Annotated in this window: 17 protein-coding genes and 1 riboswitch; of the genes, 3 read left to right on the top strand and 14 right to left on the bottom strand. The window is 42.0% G+C overall.

Features of this window, described 5'->3' with window-relative positions; all coding sequences use genetic code 11:
- Window positions 1–35: 35 nt before the first annotated feature.
- The 6 genes from IGI44_RS04820 to IGI44_RS04795 all read right to left on the bottom strand — a co-directional run bounded on the left by IGI44_RS04820 (window position 36) and on the right by IGI44_RS04795 (window position 5,456).
- On the bottom strand, window positions 36–641 hold the full coding sequence (locus IGI44_RS04820) for a metallophosphoesterase family protein (protein ID WP_438786677.1): 606 nt from the start codon (window positions 639–641) through the stop codon (window positions 36–38).
- Between the two features lie 617 nt (window positions 642–1,258).
- On the bottom strand, window positions 1,259–1,903 hold the full coding sequence (locus IGI44_RS04815; protein WP_438786676.1) for a hypothetical protein: 645 nt from the start codon (window positions 1,901–1,903) through the stop codon (window positions 1,259–1,261).
- A 290-nt stretch (window positions 1,904–2,193) separates the two neighbouring features.
- Entirely contained in the window at window positions 2,194–2,541 is a 348-nt protein-coding gene (locus IGI44_RS04810; RefSeq protein ID WP_431405076.1) for a DUF1831 domain-containing protein, read from the bottom strand.
- Window positions 2,542–2,608: 67 nt separating this feature from the next.
- Window positions 2,609–3,760, bottom strand: coding sequence for a cysteine desulfurase family protein (locus IGI44_RS04805; protein WP_438786675.1), 1,152 nt, complete (start codon window positions 3,758–3,760; stop codon window positions 2,609–2,611).
- A gap of 62 nt (window positions 3,761–3,822) precedes the next feature.
- A complete protein-coding gene (locus tag IGI44_RS04800; RefSeq protein ID WP_438786674.1) occupies window positions 3,823–4,794 on the bottom strand; it encodes a ribose-phosphate diphosphokinase in 972 nt (323 codons plus the stop codon).
- Between the two features lie 47 nt (window positions 4,795–4,841).
- Window positions 4,842–5,456 carry a hypothetical protein gene (locus tag IGI44_RS04795; RefSeq protein ID WP_438786673.1) on the bottom strand — a complete coding sequence of 205 codons (615 nt, stop codon included), beginning with the start codon at window positions 5,454–5,456 and terminating at the stop codon, window positions 4,842–4,844.
- A 99-nt stretch (window positions 5,457–5,555) separates the two neighbouring features.
- Here IGI44_RS04795 and IGI44_RS04790 point away from each other — a divergent pair, with 99 nt between their 5' ends.
- A complete protein-coding gene (locus IGI44_RS04790) occupies window positions 5,556–7,463 on the top strand; it encodes a M13 family metallopeptidase (protein ID WP_438786672.1) in 1,908 nt (635 codons plus the stop codon).
- Between the two features lie 42 nt (window positions 7,464–7,505).
- Here IGI44_RS04790 and IGI44_RS04785 read toward each other — a convergent pair whose 3' ends face one another.
- The 3 genes from IGI44_RS04785 to IGI44_RS04775 form a co-directional block, all read right to left on the bottom strand.
- Window positions 7,506–8,021 (bottom strand): ClbS/DfsB family four-helix bundle protein, encoded by a 516-nt coding sequence (locus tag IGI44_RS04785; RefSeq protein ID WP_438786671.1) that lies wholly within the window; start codon window positions 8,019–8,021, stop codon window positions 7,506–7,508.
- 476 nt (window positions 8,022–8,497) lie between these two features.
- Window positions 8,498–9,208, bottom strand: a complete 711-nt coding sequence (locus IGI44_RS04780; RefSeq protein ID WP_438786670.1) for a hypothetical protein — start codon at window positions 9,206–9,208, stop codon at window positions 8,498–8,500.
- Between the two features lie 21 nt (window positions 9,209–9,229).
- Window positions 9,230–9,916 carry a hypothetical protein gene (locus IGI44_RS04775; protein WP_438786669.1) on the bottom strand — a complete coding sequence of 229 codons (687 nt, stop codon included), beginning with the start codon at window positions 9,914–9,916 and terminating at the stop codon, window positions 9,230–9,232.
- 215 nt (window positions 9,917–10,131) lie between these two features.
- A riboswitch (THF riboswitch) is annotated at window positions 10,132–10,228 on the top strand.
- 35 nt (window positions 10,229–10,263) lie between these two features.
- On the opposite strand from IGI44_RS04775, the gene IGI44_RS04770 reads away from it, so the two are divergent.
- The gene (locus tag IGI44_RS04770; protein WP_438786668.1) at window positions 10,264–10,794 is read left to right on the top strand and encodes a folate family ECF transporter S component; all 531 of its coding nucleotides are present in this window, start codon (window positions 10,264–10,266) and stop codon (window positions 10,792–10,794) included.
- Between the two features lie 184 nt (window positions 10,795–10,978).
- The gene (locus tag IGI44_RS04765; RefSeq protein WP_438786667.1) at window positions 10,979–11,878 is read left to right on the top strand and encodes an oligosaccharide biosynthesis protein Alg14; all 900 of its coding nucleotides are present in this window, start codon (window positions 10,979–10,981) and stop codon (window positions 11,876–11,878) included.
- A 210-nt stretch (window positions 11,879–12,088) separates the two neighbouring features.
- On the opposite strand, the gene aroD is transcribed toward IGI44_RS04765, so the two are convergent.
- The 5 genes from aroD to IGI44_RS04740 are packed head-to-tail and all read right to left on the bottom strand — an operon-like array spanning window position 12,089 to window position 19,038.
- Window positions 12,089–12,835 carry a type I 3-dehydroquinate dehydratase gene (gene aroD, locus IGI44_RS04760; RefSeq protein WP_438786666.1) on the bottom strand — a complete coding sequence of 249 codons (747 nt, stop codon included), beginning with the start codon at window positions 12,833–12,835 and terminating at the stop codon, window positions 12,089–12,091.
- A gap of 28 nt (window positions 12,836–12,863) precedes the next feature.
- Entirely contained in the window at window positions 12,864–14,921 is a 2,058-nt protein-coding gene (locus tag IGI44_RS04755; RefSeq protein WP_438786665.1) for an FAD-dependent oxidoreductase, read from the bottom strand.
- Between the two features lie 26 nt (window positions 14,922–14,947).
- Window positions 14,948–15,604, bottom strand: a complete 657-nt coding sequence (locus tag IGI44_RS04750) for a hypothetical protein (RefSeq protein ID WP_438786664.1) — start codon at window positions 15,602–15,604, stop codon at window positions 14,948–14,950.
- Window positions 15,582–17,705, bottom strand: coding sequence for a hydantoinase/oxoprolinase family protein (locus IGI44_RS04745; protein ID WP_438786663.1), 2,124 nt, complete (start codon window positions 17,703–17,705; stop codon window positions 15,582–15,584). Before IGI44_RS04745 ends, IGI44_RS04750 begins: the two co-directional genes overlap by 23 nt.
- A 19-nt stretch (window positions 17,706–17,724) precedes the next feature.
- Window positions 17,725–19,038 carry a citrate transporter gene (locus IGI44_RS04740; RefSeq protein WP_438786662.1) on the bottom strand — a complete coding sequence of 438 codons (1,314 nt, stop codon included), beginning with the start codon at window positions 19,036–19,038 and terminating at the stop codon, window positions 17,725–17,727.
- Window positions 19,039–19,168 lie beyond the last annotated feature (130 nt).

Here is a 19,168-nt window from a genome sequence, read left to right as displayed (position 1 = left end):
AAAACAAAAAGACATCGATCGCTCGATGCCTCTACTTATTGTAATTTTTTTATTTCCGCCTCTTTGTAATCCGCGATCTCATCAATCAAGTTTTCAGAGATAGGAGTACCAAAGGGAAGTGGCTTTTTCAAAAACTCGCGTTCTGGCGCGTCCACTCCGACATTAATATCTTCCGCGATTGGCATGCTGTAATTGTGAATATGGCCATGGAGATTTCGGATATTCAAGGTCTTTCCGAGAAGCATCGGATAATGGGTCAAATAATATTGATGATGGTTGAACTTAACAATGGCACCTACGTCATGAAATTCAAATTTATTCTCTCCGTTTTCAAGTTTCGGATCATGGGTCTCTAGGTATCTGAAAAAAGTTCGCGAATCATGATTACCTTTGATAAACACGATTTTTCCCTTCAACTGGACTAATTGCTTAAGAATATCTGTAAAGCCCCTTTCATATAAGGGATGCATCGCGACATCGCCTAAATGATAGACTGTATCCTTCTCATTCACAACGTCATTCCACGCGGTGATCATTTGACGGTTCATCTCTTCGACAGAGTCAAATAAACGCGGGGCAAAGTCATTATCGCCTAAAAGATTTTCATGAAAATAATGGGTATCTGAGATAAAGTATTTCATTCTAATCACCTACAAATCGATTTCTGATTCTTACTTTTATTTTACCATCTCTCTAAAAAAAATGCGCAGATTGTGAAGAACGTAGACTGACAGCTAGCTCCTTCTAAGGAATAATTTTTCCAAAAACAAAAAAATTACTTCATTATCGTTTCGCATACGATCCAACTAAAGTTCACGTAACTTATCATAGCGAGGTATCTTTGCTTTCCTCGAACAAAGTATCCTGTGAAAAGTTGGACTCGCAGCTAACTCCCGATTATGGTGATTTTTTCTAAAAACCAGAAAAAATTTTTCGTCGTACGCCTATCATTTTTCTAATTACGCTAAAGCGTGAAGAAAAACTGACAGCTAGCTCCTTCTAAGGAATAATTTTTCCAAAAACAAAAAATTACTTCATTATCGTTTCGCATACGATCCAACTAAAGTTCACGTAACTTATCATAGCGGGGTATCTTTGCTTTCCTCGAACAAAGTATCCTGTGAAAAGTTGGACTCGCAGCTAACTCCCGATTATGGTGATTTTTTCTAAAACCAGAAAAAATTTTTCGTCGTACGCCTATCATTTTTCTAATTACGCTAAAGCGTGAAGAAAAACTGACAAAAACAAGGCCGCCAGTTTATACCTGGTAGCCTTGTTTTTGTAATAGTGATTGATATTTCATTTTGATGATTGTAATTACCGTTTCCAGCTGGGTTAGATCTTCTACTTTGGTCGGGTCGAACTCCTTCGTTCGCTTAAAGGACTTGCCAGTGTCGATCAAATGAAAGATTTGGTTCCATTTTTCGAACTCGGAAAGGTTATTCAGGTTCGCAATCGGAAACGCTGCCCCATCACAAATTTCCCACAAACGAAAGATTAAAAATGCCGTATCGATCACTTCTAACCGCTTTCCTTTCTTTTTGCATTGAATGATGACTTTTTCAGGATTGTATTTCAAGTACCAATCCAAAAGAATAAAAAAAGCTTCCCAACGATAAGTATCGCGAAACATTTTTTGCGTATCGGGCATGTCACGAAAAATCAACGGGACCAAATAGTGCTTCTTGTATTTCAAACAAGGAATCCCATCAATGAAGTAATCGACATAACGGGTAAGATAACTATTCCCTTCATAATCACTGATATAGTAATCTTCGACACCGTATTTTTTAAACTCTTTTGTCAGGTTCGCACAGTCTTCAATTGAGACGGTCAGCCCCGACAAGAGACGGAAATCAGAAATAATTTTGTGATGCTCGATTGTATGTATCTTGTGAACCAACTTCTCACCTTCATTTCCAACAATTTTCTTATTATTAGTGTACCATAATCTTTCTAATTTGAAGCTTCAAAGCGTTAAAAAGATTCAGAAAAAAAGGCGAATATATTAAAATAGAAATCAGATTATAATTGACAACCTTTTGATTTAATCCTTACCTGAAAAAAGAGCATTATTTTTAATGATAAAATAACCACCGTTTCTATTTCTTTAAAGACCGCATTTTGAAGGAATAGCGTCGATTGATACATAAAAAACGAGGCTTATCTGATTCGATAAGCCTCGTTTCATCGTTAAATTTCTTCTTTGACAAACAAGCCGCGGTCAATCATTCCATCCATCAGGAAGTAGAATTTTTCTTGAACCATTTCTTGCTTCACATCTTTAAAAATATCGACTGCCTTCAGACCATTTGCTGTCGTCACTGACATCTTTAAGGTACTAATATCTTTAGCTACTGTAATTTTCAGCTTAAAGCCTTCTTTACTTTGCGGCGTTGCTTGTAACGGACGGATCAATTGGAAATTGCCGGAGCTCGTTTCGGTAAAACCATTGTCTCGCAACGTATACTTTTTAGCGGTTGGCGCTAATGCGTATTGATATTTTGACCCTTTAATCGTCGCTGTCTTTGTAAATGCCATTTGCTCACCTCATCTTTTTTCTTTCATTCTTAATTATAAAGATAAGTATCAGGCATTTCAATCCACATTATTTGTTCTTCGTCAGTTCCTGTAAACTAGCCACCAGCTGTTTCGCAAAATAATCGACTTGCTCCATTGTGTTGCCGTAACCAAAGCTTACCCGCAATGATTCTTTTATTTCTGGGGTATTTTTGCCATACATCGCCTCTAAAACGTGGGATGGATCAATCGTTCCTGCGGTACAAGCCGAACCAGTGGAAACTGCGATACCACGCAGGTCTAACTTCATCAATAGGAGATCATTGTTGACCCCAGTAAATCGCAGATTCAAGACATGCGGCAATTTATTGTCTAAATCGCCATTCACATGATAGTCGACGGCTGCTTCATCTAATGTCGTTAACACTTTCTGAGTGTACTGATTGTATAATGCAAGGCGTTTTTCCCGTTCATCTTCTGTCAATAATTCCACTGCCTTGGCCATACCGCAAATACCGGCCAAGTTCTCCGTTCCTGCGCGACGTTTCTCTTCTTGCTCGCCACCGCGAAGCAACGGTGCTAATTTAGCATCGTCGCTTTTAAATAGGAAGCCGACACCTTTTGGACCATTAATCTTATGAGCAGAAATACTTAAAAAATCAATGCCTAGCTCATGGGGACGAATAAACTGATTCCCATAAGCTTGAACCGCATCCGTATGGAAATACGCGGGATGTTCCTTTAATCGTTCCCCGATTTCCTTAATCGGCATCAAATTACCAATTTCGTTATTGCCGTACATAATCGAAACCAAGATCGTATCTGGACGCAGGCTGGCTTCAAAATCAGCCAATGAAATATTGCCTTTACGATCCACCGGCAAGTAGGTCACTTCAAATCCTTGCGTTTCTAAATACTTCATCGTGTTAATTACAGCTGGATGTTCAATTTGCGTCGTAATTAGGTGCCGGCCTTCCTCTTGACGACCAAAGGCTGTTTCCAAAATCGCGGTATTGTCGCCTTCAGTACCACCACTATTAAAGATGATCTCATGGTATTTTACGCCGAGGCTTTTACCTATGACCTCACGCGCCATTTCCAATTTTCCAGCAGCCTGCCGGCCAAAGGCATGGACGCTGGAGGGATTGCCAAATGTTTCAGTCATGACCTCTGTCATCGTTGCAATCACTTCTGGATGCATAGGGCTCGTCGCCGCATGATCTAAATATATATTTTCCACAAACTTTCGAACCTTTCTGTGTGAGCAATTTTCTAAAAAAAGAAAAGGGCATCGCTGCCCTTTTACTCAAAATCTTTTTGTTCCATCGTAAATAATGGGCTGACCGACTCATTTTCATGAATCCGTTTCACTGCTTCACCCATCAAATCCGCACAACTGATGATCGACAATTTTTCCGGATGTCGTTCAGTCCCAGTCAATACAGAATCTGTGATACAAATATCCTCGATGTCAGCAGCATCTAAATTTTCTTTTGCTGGAGGTGATAGTAACCCATGAGAAGCACAGGCAACAACTTCTTTAGCGCCTGCTTTCTTCAGTGTTTTTGAAGCGTTGGAGAATACTTCTCCCGTGTTCAAAATATCGTCCACCATGATACAGCAGCGACCTTCTACATCACCGATCACGTAGCCAGAATCTGGATTGCCTTCTTCCGCCACATCCACGATCGCAATCGCTGTATCTAAATATTCCGCTAGGCTGCGCGCTCGTTGAACACCACTGTTTTTGGGAGAAACCACGACATAATCATCGCCCACCATTCCGCGACGGCGATAGTAATGTGCAAACAACGGCATCGTGAACAAATTGTCCACTGGAATATCGAAGAAGCCTTGGACTTGCACAGTGTGTAAATCAAGGGTCAATACTCTTGTTGCACCTGCGTCTGAAAGTAAATTCGCAATCAACTTCGCTGTAATTGGCTCATGCGGCTTAGCTGTACGATCCTGTCTAGCATACCCATAATAAGGCAATACGACATTGACCGTCTTCGCGCTTGCACGCTTCAATGCATCAATCATGATCAATAATTCCAAATAATGATCATTCACCGGCTCATTGGTCGATTGGATCAGGTAGATATCATATCCCCGAACTGTCTCTTCCAAGTTGATCGAGATCTCTCCATCACTGAACTGCTTGACCGTACTTTTTCCTAACGGTACGCCACAGACATCGGCGATTTTTTCAGCCAATGGTCTGTTCCCATTTAGACTAAAAATTTTAAACTTATCCTTACTTTCTTCTGACATGGTGTCCCTCCAAGTATTTTTGTACCACCAGTTTAACATATTTTAGGTTATTTGCTGTAGATTTTACTTTTTTGATTCAAAAGGGAATAACGGATCGTTCGGATTTTAGCATCCCGCGCAAAAGCTACCAGTGAAATCGTGCCATTTCCCCACTCCGCCGGGATCACCGCATCACTCTTTCCCCAATTATCATGAATTTTGTAGAATTTTTGTCCTTCTGCATTTTCCATAAAGCCATGTACGACCACCCAATGGTTCTTGTAGCTGCTGCCAAGTAACTGTAAAAGACCGATCATCACAGGTTCTCCAGCAAGGATTCGCTTGGTCACTCGCTGCCAAGAACCTGCGACAGTGCCTCTTGCTCGAAAAGGAATTCGATAGCGACGAAAGAATCGGTTTAAGCCTAGTGAAATCTGTAGTGGTACCGTCGGGAAATCAATAGGTTGTAATAATGGTTGCAACGCGCGGATCAACGGTTCATTTTGACTGCTGTTCTTTGTTCTTAACCCTTCTGGCAAGCAGCTCTCGTCTAACTGATCCTGCCAGTAGGCCAACAACACACTGCTAGCATAAGTGCCGCATAAAAACCCCCGCGGTGTTTTCCAGTCGCGATATGTTTCAAAGCTCTCCAATTCGATCCATTGATTGATTGGATAATTCATTTTTACCACCACCGAATCATTTTCTTTTGTGTATCTTCTTAAGTTATATCATAATGGATACAGACAGAAAGAACTAGAAAAAAGATGGGGGAATCTATTTTGGACAAAACAAAAATCAAAGAAGATTTATACGAAGCAGTCAATGGTGAATGGATCAAAGAAGCAACGATCCCCGCAGACAAACCAGCTACAGGCGGTTTTCAAGATCTGGTCGACGAAATTGACGACCTCTTAATTACCGATACGAAAAAAATGAGCGAGGATCCTTCATTGATTCCAAATGATTTGATGAAAGAATACATCACTTATTTTAACCTAGCCAACGATTACCAAAAACGTGATCAAGATGGTGCAAAACCAATGCTGCCGCTGCTAAAACAAGTCGAAGATCTAAAGGATCTCATTGATTTAGAACAGCAATTGACTAGCTGGGTACTCGATGGTCTGCCTTTACCTTTTGGCGTAGATGTCGATGCGGATATGAAAAACACCAAGATCAACGCTTTATTTGCGGGCGCCCCTAGTTTGATCTTACCAGATAAGACTTATTACGAAGCGGATCATCCGCAAGCACCGCAGCTTTTAGCGATCTTTAAAGAGATGACGATAAAGCTGTTTGACCTAGCCGGCTTTGAAGCTGAGAAGGCTGAGAAGATCACCGATGAAGCACTTCAATATGATAAATTACTAGCGCCGCATGTTAAAAGTGCCGAAGAAAATGCCGACTACAGCAAAATGTACAATCCTGAAAGCGGCGAGGCCTTTATCAAAAACAGCCAATACCTTGATTTGAAGAAGCTATTGGTTGGCTTAGTTGGAGAAGTGCCAGAAAAGATCATCGTAACGGAACCGGCATTTTTCGAGAAGCTGGACGAGTTAATCAATCCAGACACCTTCCAGCAAATGAAAAGCTGGATGCTAGTCATGACGATCAATGCTCTGACCGCTTATCTTAGCGAAGAATTCCGACAAGTCGGCGGAACCTATAGCCGTGCACTTTCTGGCGCACCGGAAGCACGTCCTCAAGAAAAAGCCGCTTTCTATTTAGCTTCAGGCCGCTTCGATCAAATTGTCGGTGATTATTATGGTAAGAAGTACTTCGGTGAACAGGCCAAAAAAGATGTGGAACAAATGGTACGTCGCATGATAGGTATCTATCAAGAACGCCTGAGCAGTAACACTTGGCTTAGTGGAGCAACTCGTGAAAAAGCGATTGTCAAGCTGAACACATTAGGGATTCATGTAGGGTATCCAGATAAAATCCCAACAATCTATACGCAGTTCAAAGTGACCCCTGCAGAAAAAGGTGGAACACTTTTAAGTAACGCGTTGCATTTCAGCAAGCTGAAGCGCAAAGAAGACTATGCCAAATGGAATAAACCTGTCGAACGTGATGAATGGGAAATGAGTGCGGACACAGTCAATGCCTACTACCACCCATTCCGAAATATCATCGTTTTCCCAGCGGCGATTCTTCAAGCTCCCTTCTATAGCTTGGAACAATCCAGCAGTGAGAACTTTGGCGGTATCGGTGCCGTAATCGCCCATGAGATCTCCCATGCCTTCGATAACAACGGTTCACTCTTTGATGAATATGGGAATTTGAACAATTGGTGGACGGAAGAGGATCAAAAACACTTCCAAGAATTAGCTGATCAGATGATCGCAGAATTCGACGGCTTAGAAATCGCTGGCGGAACAGTTAACGGCAAGCTAACCGTTTCAGAAAACATCGCCGATGCAGGTGGATTGAGCTGCGCTTTAGAAGCCGCGAAAAAAGATAAAGACGTGGATCTTGAAGGGTTCTTTATTAACTGGGCAACGATCTGGCGCATGAAGGCGCGTCAGGAGTATACTCAATTACTTTTATCCATTGATGTTCACGCACCAAACAAACTAAGGGCCAATGTCCAAGTGAAAAATCTGGCGGACTTCTATCAGACCTTTGATATCAAGGACACCGATGCGATGTACTTGGCTCCTGAAAAACGTGTAAGTATCTGGTAATGCAAATGGTCGAGGAAAATGAGTTCTTTTCCTCGACCTTTTTTATGCGGCTCGTAATTTCTTCCATTTGCGAATCTTTGTTCGAAACGACTTAAATGGTGCGACGGTGTTGATATGCACCCATTTCCAGACAGGCCAATTAGACGAAGTCGACTGAGCCCATTTTCTGCCGCCAGGCTTAAACAACTCCTCATCCTCTAAACTGTCCAACCACTGACACGTCGTCTCGATAGCGTTATTGAACAGCGTACGCATTTCTTCCAAACTTTTCCCCTGTTGATCCGCGTAGAATTGTTCATGTAAGGGGCCCATCTGATTCCATTTAATTCCCGGAGCCGGCATCGCCACAATTTCCCCACTATTTTCTGTTTTCTCCCAATCTTGGATCAGCGCCAACCAGCCAAGCTGATAGGCAAGATTTTCAAAAGGCGTCCGTTCCCCTTCCTCCAATCGTAGATCCTTATCCTTCTCTTCGATACTCTCAAACTCTTTAATGAACAGATCCGCTCTTTTTTTGATTTCAGTGATGAAGGCTTCTTTACTTGTGTATTCTTGCATGAATTACACGCTCCCTTTATTGATGTTAGCTGCTTGCTACACTCATAATTTACCATTCCTAGAGGGAGTTTAAGGGAGCATGTCATGTTTGCTTAGGTTTCTCGCTATGTTTGCTTTAATCGACCAAAGCCACAGATGATCTGAGTGATTATTCCAAGATTTTTGTAACGTATGAATACACGATCAACGGTCATAAACAGAAAAAACGCTTTGTGTACCGGAACGATGGCGATGATTTCCCAACCCATTTGAAGGTCTATTATCTAAATAATGATCCGAAAAAGGCTGTATTTGAGAATGAAATTGAAGATTTAAATTTTTCTCCATTCTATACAACCTTTAAAAAAGGCTGCGGCTAGGGATTCATAGTCTTCATTATTTGGGGAATACTGGTGTTGAACGTGCTAAATATTTGAACCCTCCAGAACGTGAAAGAAGCAGGTACACAACAGCGCCTGCTTCATTTATTCTATTTATCAGCCCTTTACTTTTTTCTCATCATCCGCTTTATGCCAAGCGTCTAAGTAAGAGCTGATATCTTTACATTTAGGCCAGATTATTTTTGCGTAACGCTGAATTCCATCTTTCTGAAAGATCGTAAGCTTCGTCAAAATCCCTAATGATACAGCCAATCCCTCAGTTGTTCGATTAAGATCCGCGTTCTTAAAATTCAGCTTCGACCGTTTTCCCTGCTCATCTTCAAAAACCGCTTGGAATGTAAACGTAAATCTATCTGGAGTAGCGAAATATTCTGCTTTTTTCTCCTCTGAACAGTTTTCTACAACACTCTCAATCATAGGAACGATATCCTCTAAAGTCGGCGCTGATGCCGCACGAATATACTTCATGTCCCGCCGAATCGCATGTGTTTGTTCGGAGAATTCGAATTGATTTTTGAACAATCGATCACGCACTTTCTCCCATTCACTGAATTCAAAGTAATCGTAAAAATATAAGCAAAAGCCTCGCATTTTTTCAGTCGGCTCACTCGTCAGGAAGATTTCACGAATCAAGTCTTTACATAGAAAGGAAAAGTCCTCCACTACGATCGAATTTCTGGCTAAGACAGCCATCCCATACTCGATAACCTTATCCACGTCTTGTGTTTCTGAATAATACTGAATGATTCTCTTCTCTAGAGAATCTCGCTTCATGTGAAATAGCTGCCTTTCCTGCAATGGTTTCACGTTTATTTCTCTCCTTTTTTACTATTGTGTTTCTGCTTCTTGTCGCTTGCGCTCTAAATAGGCCGCATCATCAGCGGCATCAGCAAACTGTCGGCGCCCTACTGAAGTTTCACATTCAGGAAAGACGATTTCATAAAATCTGCGAACACCATTCTTTTCAAAAATCGTCAATCGTGTCAGTATCTTTAACAGTGTCTTTAATTGCGTATGCGACATACTGACATCTGCATTTTTAAAGGTTTGTTTATGCCGCTTCCCATTTTCATCTAAAAAAACGATCTTGAAGGCATAGTTATATCGTTCCTTCACAGCGAGTGCTCTTTCCCTATCATCTAAATAATTTTCGTACAGCCAATCTAATTTTTTATTAGTCGGAACAGAAGCTGCTCGTACATACTTCGTCTCAGGACGAATCTCTCGTGTCCGTTCGGAAAATTCTGCTCGATTTTTAAATAACCGATCTCGTACGATTTCCCATTCGCTAAATTCAAAATAATCATAAAAATATAAGCAATACTCCCGCAGCTGATCCGTTGGCTCACTTGTTAAAAAGATTTCCTTGAACAACTCCTTACAGATAAAGGAATAATTCGTCATCGTGATTGCATTAAACACCAAGATCGCTACACCATATTCAATCACTGAATCAGTATCTTGCGTTTCTGAATAATAGTGATTGATTCGTTTTTCTAGATTCGCCCGTTTCATACGAAACAGCTGCCTTTCACTCAAGGGCTCTACAGTCAAAAGCCTTCCCCTCTTTCTTTAGATATTGTCTAACTCTATAATACCTCTAAATAAGGCGAAATTTTACCCAAGATTATTCATAAAAAAAAATGATTAGACTTTTTTTGATTGAAATGAAAAGATTGTTTCCTTTTCAAATCTGTGCTAGTATTTTTGCGGGGACCTCCCCAAAATAAATCAGAGTAGAAAATAAAGCGTTAAGTGCTGGAGGGATGGGATGTTGTCCTCTGGACGAAAGACTTGGTCTGCGGTTTTATTTTCGCATTCGCTGCATGCAGATGTAGCAGCTCTATAAGGAGATGCTAGAAATGAAAAAACACCTTGATGCTAGAAGCATCACAACGATGGCGCTATTGATCGCCATGATGGTCACTCTGTCTCGGATATTAGGAATCGAGACGCAATTTCTGAAAGTCAGCTTTACCTTCATCCCAGAGATTATTATGGGAATGCTGTTTGGTCCATTTTGGACAGGCATCGGTTCTGTAATCGCTGATTTTATTGGAATGTCACTTTTTGCCAAGGCACCTTTTTTTATCGGCTTCACTATTAATGCCTTTCTTGAAGGAGCGATCTATGGATACTTCTTTTATAAAAAGGAGATCACTTGGAAGAACTCCATTCAGTCAGTATTAGTCACGACAATCGTGATCAACTTGATTCTGACGCCATTATGGTTGGCAATGATGTATCATGTGCCGTTAAATAGCTGGGTGATTTGGGCACCCCGTTTGATCAAAACGGTCATCTGGATCCCAATTCAATCAATTATCACCTATTTCTTAGGCGGCGTGTTGCCTTATAAACAATGGATTTCGCGTTTTAATCGTGCACACTAATTATTTACAAATTATTACGTTTGTGTAAAAGTAGTTATTCTCTTCACAGCGTATATCCCTTTAGAGACTGTCTTATCCCATAGATAGTCTCTGTTTTTGTGTTATTTTTCCCAAGCAAAATAATCGCTATACGTTATATAAAGCGCTATGATGAGAAAAATTTAATACGAAAGCTGGGAGAAAAATGAAAAATTCTGATGTATTAGTAGTACCTAAAGACCGTTCCCTTTACTTTTTCCCTGCCATATCCGAAGTTAGCGTTTGTTCGGGGAAAGAGTTGCTTTTAGCAAACAATGACTATTTACGACAATACTTAAAAGAGTTTCAATTAATTATCTTTTTAGACTACGGCTTTGAACCAGAAATGGCTGCGAGAATTCGTCCGTTTACCAAGGCGAAAATCATCCTATTTTTCTGGAATCACTTTAAATTAGAGCACTATCGCAAATTGAATGCTGCACAAAAAGAGCCCGCAATTGATGAAATCTATCACTTCGACCCATTAGAAGCACGGGATCTCGGATTAAAGCACAACAGTTCCTTTTATACTCAATCTGTTGGTGAACCATTGAATGCTACTAATTATGATATTTTCTTCGGTGCCAATGATAATGGCCGCAAACAGCAGGCCATGGAACTAAAAGATCGTTTCGAATCGCTGGGCCTCTCGACCTTCTATCATATCTTGCCAAAACGCGGAAATGAACAAGATGGGTACTTGCCCTATAACGAATACCTCCAATTAGTTAAACGCAGTAAAGGAATTTTGGAAATTCTGCGTGCCGGTCAATACGGTGTCACTTTGCGGACCTTTGAATCACTATTTCTGCAAAAGAAATTAATTACCTGCAATGAGGTCTTGCCGTTTTACCGGATGTATGATCCAAGAAATGTCTTCATGATCGGCGAAGATCTCAGTAAATTGACTGCTTTTTTGAATATCCCTTATCATCCCGCAGATCAAGAAATGCGCGATTTCTTTGAAGCAAAAAATTGGGCCCAACGCTTTGTCGATTACGATCCAAACTTATTTGAAGAGTTTGAGTATTATCCCGAATTAATGAAGCATGAAAGTGCATTATAGTTAGGCATTAAAAATGTAAAGTATAAAAGATAAAAACTTTCTGATTGGAAGGTTTTTATCTTTTTTTCTATTAAATGTACCTACTCAGATAAATCAGTCAAAAGTAAAAGAGAGCGTCACCTCAAAAAAGCTTGAGCCTTTCATTATCAAAAGGTTCAAGCTTCTTCCTATTTATTCGTAACTTCTTGCCAATTAGAGAACAGATTTCTCTTATAATACTTCCAAAACAGATCGTAACTCATCGACGGAAACCTGACCCGGAGCAGACGCTTTTTTCGCTGCACCAAACGTTGCCGATGAGCCAAATGTGGCGCCTGATACACGACTGACAACCCCTAGACTCCCCATAGACATAGTAATTAATGGTCGATCCGCATGTTCCTGATACATTTCCTGCGTCGCGTCCAATAGAGTGATGACATCGGCGGTTGTTTGCGGCATCACAGCAATCTTACAAATATCTGCGCCCTTCTCCTGCATTTTACAAAGACGTTCGATAATCACTTCTTTTGCCGGTGTTTTATCGAAGTCATGATTGCACATAACAACTTTTTTATTTTTTTCATGTGCCAGTTCAATTGTTTGTGCGACACCAGTCGCTGGCATAAACAGTTCTACATCCAACAGATCAAAATTGCCTTCAGTCAAGAATACTTGATACATCTCAAAATACTTCTCATCCGAAAGAGCCAGTTCCCCACCTTCTTGCTTCGTTCTAAACGTCACCAATAATGGCTTTTTCAAAATTTCTTTAACCTGCTTTGAAAATTGAGCCGCAGCTGAAAAATTCAAAATCTCTTCATAGAAATCGATCCGCCATTCGACAATATCACAATCGACCGTTGCAACAAATTGCGCCTCCTGAATGATTTCCTCTTTTGTTCGCCCAACCAAAGGTACAATGATTTTCGGTTTTCCTTCGCCTAACGTGACCGTATCAATTGTTACAGTTTTCATTTTTATTCTCCTATCTCATCTTACTATTCTATTGATAAATAGCCGTTTCCGGCAATTCTTGCAGCAGTGTTAGCCGAGCTCTCTTTTGTTCCAGTTGCTCGATCGTCTTTAAGATATCGCGCGCTTCTCTTGTTCCTTCAATGATTCGTCGCGCAACCTTACTATCCCCGATATTTACCAACGGAATATCCTTTGCTAATGCATAATCCTGTAGGTCAGACAACAACGGTGCATCTGCACGCATGCCGAGACAGACAAAGCCTAAATCAAAATTCAACGTACTCTTATTGCCGTTCTCATCCTCCACCAGAAAGTCTGACGCATTCACCTGGGTCAATTTTGTAGAGGTATAAACATTTACCTGATACTTTTCGACAATTTCCATCATGGCCAGCTTCGTAATTAGATCCAAATCTTTGCCCAGTTCCTGTTGCATTTCGACAATACTGACCTTCGCAGCTCCACGTTCCGCGTAATATTCCACAACGTCCAGACCAACAGCTCCGCCGCCGATCACAACAATCTCTTTACCGGAAAATTCTTGGAAATTCTCTAGCCCATTCAATAGATCAAAAATTGAGAACACCTTGCGTCCCGCTTTTGCCAATTGTTCATGTAAGCCGTTGATTGGAGGAAGTAATGGTTTTGCTCCAGTAGCGTTAACGATAATATCTGGTTTAACGCTCTTCAGATCCTCTGACACGAATCGTTGATTCATATGAATTGTCAAATTCGGCAGTTCTTGACAGCGATTGATCTGATAGCTGATAAAATCATTAATTCTCTTTTTATCCGGTAAGCGGGAGATCTCTTGTCCCAATCCACCGAGGTAATTCTTTGCCTCAAACAGCTCAACAGAAACGCCCACTTCGGCTGCCGTTGCAGCGGCTTCGAGTCCCGCTGTTCCACCGCCAATCACCACCATTTTCGTTGGATTTTTGACTGGCTGAAGCTTGTATTGATCTTCATAGTGTAAATCTGGATTGACCGTACAGCGAATTGGCCGTGCTTTCGCGATTCGATGATCGGCACAGCCGATATTACAGGAAATACACTTCCTAAGTAACGCTTCTTTCCCTGAGGCGACCTTATTGACCCAATTCGGCTCCGCAATCAAACCACGTCCCATCGCCAGTAGATCGGCTTCACCATTTTCAAGAATTTTTGTTGCTTCTTTCGGATCACGAATATTTCCCGAAGTCATGACCAACTTGTCCGGGTAACGCTCTTTGACTTGCTTCGCCATGAAGCTTCGCCAACCATCTGCTAAATTCATTTTATCGATTTGGTATTGCAAACTGTCATTCAAAGCGGCTGATACATTTAAGATATCGACTTTCTCTACGAAGTAATCCAATATCTCCAAGGAGTCTTCAAGCGAGTTTCCTCCCGGAAGGAGTTCATCCGCACTGAAACGTAAGCAAATCGGAAACTGCGGCCCCACACGTTTACGTACAGCATCCAGAACCAAGCAAGTCAGACGTGCACGATTTTCAGGCGAGCCACCAAACTCATCCGTACGTTTATTGTAGATCGGTGATAAGAATTGACTAAGTAAATAGGAATGTCCGGCATGAATCTCCACGCAGTCAAAGCCGGAACGCTGGGCACGATCTGCCGCTTCGGCATATTTATTGATAATGTCATAAATTTCTTCTGTAGTCAGTGGACGCGGTTCTGGATTGCCTTTTTTGCTGGGAACATTCGAAGCGGAAACGGGCTGATTCCCTTCCAACCTCAGACCATAAGCAGAAGCTCCCGCATGGTTCAGCTGTACAGAAGTCGCCGCTCCATAGGCATGCATCCGTTCATTGAAATTCCATAAACCGGAAATATACTGATCGTTGTCCATTCGCAACTGTCGGGCACCGTTCGTTCCCATCGGATAGTCGATGCAGACATTTTCTAAGGTAATCAGACCAACGCCACCTTTTGCTCGCTGCTCATAATACGCGATTTGTGGAATACAGAAGGTGCCATCCATGTTCGCAAAATTGGTTCCCATCGGCGGCATAACCACTCTATTTTTCAGAGTCATCCGTTTAATTGTCAACGGCTCAAAAATCTTTTTATACTTCTCGTTCATACGATCTCTCCTTAACTCTCTTTCTATCACAACTCTACAACTGGCTCTTCCATGCGCGATTGGAACTCTCTGCCTATTGCTATCAACTCCTCGCTTCCATTTCCCTCATTCCATGAGTAATCCCAGTAATTTGGCAAATATGGAAGCTGCATTCGCTCCTTAACAAAGGCATGAGCGGCGATTTCTCGCGTCTGTCGCACCATTGCCCTTCGTTTAAAACCCAGAAACTGCAGGGTATTGATTTGCCCTAATCGCTCTGACACTGATTGTGTCTGTTCTTCTAACAAATGAAATATTTCATGCAATAAAGCTGCTTCTTCTAGCTGCGCTAGCGGCACGTTATGGTGACGAGCGATTTGCAGCAACGATTGGTGGTAAATACGAATTGTTTGATCCTTTTTAGTAAGTTCCAATGAGCCACGAACAGTCCTCATCTCGCTCTCTGTATCCTTTATAACAGTCACATCTAGACGATTACACAGCTCAGTTGCAGACACAAAATCCTGTGTCGCAGCTAGCCGCTTCCCGTATGCAAGTGCGCCATCGATATAGTAGCGGATTTTTTGTGAAGGAATCTTATGAAAGAATGTGTCCTTCCGCAATTCCAAATAAGCTAGAAAACGATCATCTGCTTCCATCTGTGTGGTCTCAACATTCGTATTAATACTGCTGATTGCATGCAATGATCAACAACTCCTCGTCTGTTTGAATACTCGCCATTTCCAAATCCACCAGCATCAACAGCTGTGAAAAATCCTGCGTCGCAAAATCCATCAATCTAGCCCCCGCACAAATATAAAAATCCGGTCGAATGATCAAGTCTGATTTGTAATTTGCCATATCTTCCCACAAAGTCCGCAGCGCTTCCAAATAATTTTGAATAGAAGTTTTGATGATCTGAGCATTCCCACGCTGGACTTTAATAAAACCTTTATTGTCAATCACTCGAATTGCTTTTCCCGTTGCTTCTTGTTTCCCGAAAATATAAAAGTGATTGTTTTCCTCTAAAAGATCGACGCTTGCTTCTGCTCCTCTAAAGTCTTTTTGCGCAATCTCTCGTGCCTCATCCACAGTACATTGCTTTGTTAGATCACAGGTCTGTACCTCCGTACAGCCAGTCGCCATCGCTGTAACCTTCTGCGTTTGAGAATCAATACTAATATGCACCTCAACGGTTTCCTTAACAGCACCACTTTCTATAGCCTTGTTCAACGCTTCGTTGCGAATTTGTTGAATTTCCTGTTTAGAGGGATTCGGGATAATCCGTTCTACCACATCCTGCACCATCGAAAGTGCCACACCGATCGAAGAAATCACTTCTGCATTCTCAGGGATGCTATAGTTTAAAGCCATTTTTTCCGCACAGTAGGTTAATAACGAGGAGGCTCCACCGCCAACACCTACTAACGACAATTGTTCTTTTTCTAATTTATACTTACGAGCAAGTCCCATAATCACGGGTTCGATTTTTTCATAAGCCTTCTCTAGAATAGCCGCAGCAGTCTCCTCAATACTTAAGTTCAAATACTCAGCCAATGGAGTCATCGCCTTGCGAGCCGCTGCGACATTCCCATAAGAAAAATGCTCCTCCTTGACTAAACCAAGCACATTGGCCGCACAAGTAGTCGTCAACGTTACGCGCTTGCCGTTTCTCAATCGTATCGCCACATAATCCGCTGAATCACCTGTCCTTGGTGCAAAAAACTCTAGCTGCGGATCAACGATTTCTTCCTCCGGAGTAAACACGGCATAGTCCATTCCTCCGATATGAGCACTGCGTGGCCCAACATCAATCAATTTATGTTGTCCCGCACGAACCATGCTGCCGCCAGCCACTCCCAACACTCTGACGTCCAATGAACTGATATAGGTACTCCGTCCATTGATCTGAGAATAATCAATGACCGGGCGACCATCCTTGATCACTCCAATATTGGTAGAGGTTCCACCGACTTCAAAATAAATTCCGTTTGAGGCTCTCAAATAAATCAACGCGCCCATAACACTCGCAGCCGGCCCAGAAAGCATGGTCAATACAGGACGTTTCTTCATTTCCTTCACATCCATGACGCCGCCATCCCCGCGCATGATCATCAAGGGAACATCAACGCCTGTCCCTTTTACACCCATTTCGGTGGAGTCTGCTGTTTCTAGCATTTTCGGTAAAATAGATCCATTGATGACCGCAGTCCGCGTTCTCCGAGACAGTCCGTATAGCTTAGTGATTTCTGAAGCCATTGTTGCCTTTAAACCTTTTGCATGGAGCACCTCGATGATTTGACGCTCCGAGGCCAAATCATCGACACCAAAGGCACCACTTGTAACAAACACCTGACAGCCCTCTGCACAGAGCTCATCGATTGCTTGAGCAATTCGTTCTTCAGTGAGCTTCTTTTTGTGGATGAATCGGCTGCTGATTTGAATCTCGCGCCCCGTCCCCAATTCCAAACTCTTTAAGCTAGTCTGACGTTTTGTCAAAAAAGCTTCAAACTTACCTTCTGCTGTCGCAAGAATACCAACCTTCGCAACATCGCCTTCCAAAAGTGCATTGGTTGCCTGAGTGGTACTGTGTGCAACAAAAACGACTTCGTTTGCTGAAATGTCATGTTCTTCGAGACATTTCAAAAAGGACGCCACGACACCCTCTGCTACACCAGCTTGTGCATCATGTGTTGTTTTTACAGATGATTTTCCAATGATCTGTTTGGTTTGATTATCAATTGCCACCGCCTTGGTATGTGTCCCACCGACGTCGATGCCTACCCGAATTTTTCTTTTCTCCATCTCTGTCTTCCTCACCTTCTTAGCCGAACCAGAAATAGGTTAGCAGCTCCAATACGATACAAATAACGATTCCCGGGATAAAAGCCATTTTCATATAGCTTTTCCCCTCGATTTGAGCATACCCTAGTCCCCAAGAGACCCACGAGGTCGTGATATCGAAATGCCCCATACCGATCAGGATCGAAATGAACAGCGGATACAAAAATTCCACCGACCAGCCAGCATTTTGCTGACTAACAACAGCCAGGATTGCTGCCCCGCTGCCCACCAAATTCATCGGTCCACGAAACCAGGTGAATGGGGATAGAAGAATAAACAGTAGACACAGTAGCAAAGTTGATTGGGGAATGATCCCTCCAATAATCGCTTGAAAATAAGGGCCGGCAAAGGATGCAGCGGCATTAAACATAGCCAGACACAACCAAAAACCAACCAGTGAAGCCGTATCTTTGACCGCGTCCGCATATTGCTTAGTCAGCATTCGGCTAATTGAGCGAAAATCAGTCGTCATCTCTCGACAAATAACTAACGCAAATAGTCCGCTGAGAATAAAGCATAGAATCATCGGCAATCTCAAAAGAATCACACCGATCACCGGTAAAAAAGGTGTGATCAACGCAAGATTCGGTGCGTTTTTGACAGTTGGAGCTGCTGCTGTCGTTTCCCAATTGAAAAACTTGGCTTCCCGTTTCATATAGATCAGCGAAAATACCGCTATGATCACCAGCATGACAGCAAATGCCGTAACCCCAAACGGAAAATAGTCGGAGTATGTATACGCAGCTCCCTCTGTATCAAAAAAAGCACGATATTGTGTAAAATTAATAGGATTCAGGAAAATTCCTGCTGCAACTGAACCGGTATAGGAAAAAAAGGCGATTCCCTTTGGTATACCGATCGAAAATAATATCGGCAGTACTACCACGGCAATCGAAATAACCGGACCTGCACCTGTTAAAGAAGTAAAAATGATTCCAGTGATCAAGCTTACCAGAACAAGAATAAGGGCAGAATTATCTCCCCCAAGCTCAACGGATTTTCGAATGATCGTCGAAGCGATCTCTGTGTCCAAAAGTACACGGCCAAACCAGGCACCGAAAAAGACATTCACTAAGACACCGCCCCAAGCCTCTGGCGCTCGTTGATAGACCGCCTGCAGCATATCGACAGCAACTGTAATGCTATTTCCCGCTACCACTTGATTGATGATTGGAACAACCGTCCATAACGTCGCCATCAAAATAAAACCAATCATCAAATTATGCCCTTTGATCGAATACACAACCAAACCAACAAATGACATCACTAAAATCAAACCACTTAGAAACGACATCCTTCTCCCCCTTACTCCTAGAGCCTTATTTCTCTCTCATTCAGACCCTTTTACACAGGTACTTCTTAAACTAACTGGAATTGGCACAAAATAAACGTTTACTTTGCCCCAATTCCTTGTTATTCACCTA

It is taken from the genome of Enterococcus sp. DIV0756 (genome assembly GCF_051710745.1).
Taxonomy (GTDB): Bacteria; Bacillota; Bacilli; order Lactobacillales; family Enterococcaceae; genus Enterococcus_A.
The sequence above is the reverse complement of the archived record's forward strand: the minus strand, read 5'-3'. Positions and strand labels throughout refer to the sequence as shown.

What these genes read in the sequence shown, in the direction of transcription:
- IGI44_RS04820 (WP_438786677.1), bottom strand. Translation starts at nt 641, where the DNA reads ATGAAATACTTTATCTCAGATACCCATTATTTTCATGAAAATCTTTTA.
- IGI44_RS04810 (WP_431405076.1), bottom strand. Translation starts at nt 2,541, where the DNA reads ATGGCATTTACAAAGACAGCGACGATTAAAGGGTCAAAATATCAATAC.
- IGI44_RS04800 (WP_438786674.1), bottom strand. Translation starts at nt 4,794, where the DNA reads ATGTCAGAAGAAAGTAAGGATAAGTTTAAAATTTTTAGTCTAAATGGG.
- IGI44_RS04795 (WP_438786673.1), bottom strand. Translation starts at nt 5,456, where the DNA reads ATGAATTATCCAATCAATCAATGGATCGAATTGGAGAGCTTTGAAACA.
- IGI44_RS04785 (WP_438786671.1), bottom strand. Translation starts at nt 8,021, where the DNA reads ATGCAAGAATACACAAGTAAAGAAGCCTTCATCACTGAAATCAAAAAA.
- IGI44_RS04775 (WP_438786669.1), bottom strand. Translation starts at nt 9,916, where the DNA reads ATGAAACGGGCGAATCTAGAAAAACGAATCAATCACTATTATTCAGAA.
- IGI44_RS04770 (WP_438786668.1), top strand. Translation starts at nt 10,264, where the DNA reads ATGAAAAAACACCTTGATGCTAGAAGCATCACAACGATGGCGCTATTG.
- IGI44_RS04765 (WP_438786667.1), top strand. Translation starts at nt 10,979, where the DNA reads ATGAAAAATTCTGATGTATTAGTAGTACCTAAAGACCGTTCCCTTTAC.
- aroD (WP_438786666.1), bottom strand. Translation starts at nt 12,835, where the DNA reads ATGAAAACTGTAACAATTGATACGGTCACGTTAGGCGAAGGAAAACCG.
- IGI44_RS04755 (WP_438786665.1), bottom strand. Translation starts at nt 14,921, where the DNA reads ATGAACGAGAAGTATAAAAAGATTTTTGAGCCGTTGACAATTAAACGG.
- IGI44_RS04745 (WP_438786663.1), bottom strand. Translation starts at nt 17,705, where the DNA reads ATGGAGAAAAGAAAAATTCGGGTAGGCATCGACGTCGGTGGGACACAT.
- IGI44_RS04740 (WP_438786662.1), bottom strand. Translation starts at nt 19,038, where the DNA reads ATGTCGTTTCTAAGTGGTTTGATTTTAGTGATGTCATTTGTTGGTTTG.